The sequence below is a fragment of the Halobacterium bonnevillei genome (genome assembly GCF_009831555.1).
Classification (GTDB): Archaea; Halobacteriota; Halobacteria; order Halobacteriales; family Halobacteriaceae; genus Halobacterium; species Halobacterium bonnevillei.
Window position 1 is genome coordinate 1 of the sequence record NZ_WUUU01000355.1, and the last position, 1,048, is coordinate 1,048.

The window sequence follows — 1,048 nt, forward strand, 5'->3', positions numbered from 1 at the left end:
CCTCGACGACGGCGCCGACTCCCGCGGCGTCACGGACGGCGACGGGTTCGTCTGGAACGCCAGCCCGGACGAACTCGCTGACGCGGACGTGCTCGGGAGCGGCGAACACGTGCCCACGCTCGCGGAGGTCGCGGCCCTCGTGCCCGCGGGCGTGGAGTTCCACGTCGAACTGAAGAATCCCGGCAGCGAGGACGCCCGCATCGGCCTCGACGGCCCGAACGTGAGCGAGTGGCGGCCGTTCGTCGAGCGCGTGCACGACGCCCTCGCGGACTGCGACGCGCCCGTCGTCTACTCGTCCTCGTTCGACGGCGCGCTGGAGGCCGCCGTCGAAGTCGCCCGGACACCCCCCGGGCGGCGCTGTGCATCGACGCGGACCGCGGGCTGACGCGCGCCAGCGAGTTCGACTGCCGCGCGCTCCACCCGTCCGTGGATGCGCTCACCGAAGACGTCGTCGAGCACGCCCACCGCGACGGCCGCCGCGTGAACGCGTGGACGGTCGCCAACTGGGAACACGCGGTGGCGGCACAGGCGGCGGGCGCAGACGGCGTCATCACGGACTATCCGGGCGTCACGGACTACCCGGACGCGACCACGCTAGCGTCCCCGTACTGACCGTAGCAGCGGCGGCGACGCTATCTCCCTGGTACTGACAGCAGTAGCGGCGGCGACGCTATCTCCCTGGTACTGACAGCAGTAGCGGCGGCGACGCCCCAGGACCCCGATACCCTATCGTCTCGGTGTCGTCGTTCGGAGCCGACGCGCGACGTCGGCTACAGGCTCCGGTAGTCGCTGGTGAGGTCAGCGGCCATCACGAAGTCGGGTTCGTCGCCGATGTCCGTGCGCGTGACGGCGACGTCGCTGACCGCTTCGACGTCCTCGGGAATCAGCACGCGCGTGCGGTCCGCGTCCACGCTCGCGGCGTCCCGGCGGACAGCAGCGAGCAGGTCCGCGGCGACCTCGCGGTTCGCCCACGCGGCGACGCCGTACTCCGCCCACGTCTGTTCGACGCCGTCCTCGTCCTCGCGCTCGTACGTGCGAGTGCGGAACG

The 1,048-nt window shown here is 71.9% G+C and carries 1 protein-coding gene and 2 pseudogenes; 2 read left to right on the forward strand and 1 reads right to left on the reverse strand.

Going from position 1 to position 1,048, the window contains the following annotated elements; translation table 11 throughout:
• Window positions 1-385: pseudogene (locus GRX66_RS19275) on the forward strand (glycerophosphodiester phosphodiesterase); the annotation flags it as partial.
• Window positions 382-612 (forward strand): glycerophosphodiester phosphodiesterase family protein, encoded by a 231-nt coding sequence (locus GRX66_RS19280; RefSeq protein ID WP_233745725.1) that lies wholly within the window; start codon window positions 382-384, stop codon window positions 610-612. The pseudogene GRX66_RS19275 and the gene GRX66_RS19280, both read left to right, overlap by 4 nt.
• Window positions 613-770: 158 nt before the next feature.
• Here the strand turns inward: GRX66_RS19280 and GRX66_RS19285 are convergent.
• Window positions 771-1,048: pseudogene (locus GRX66_RS19285) on the reverse strand (GNAT family N-acetyltransferase); the annotation flags it as partial.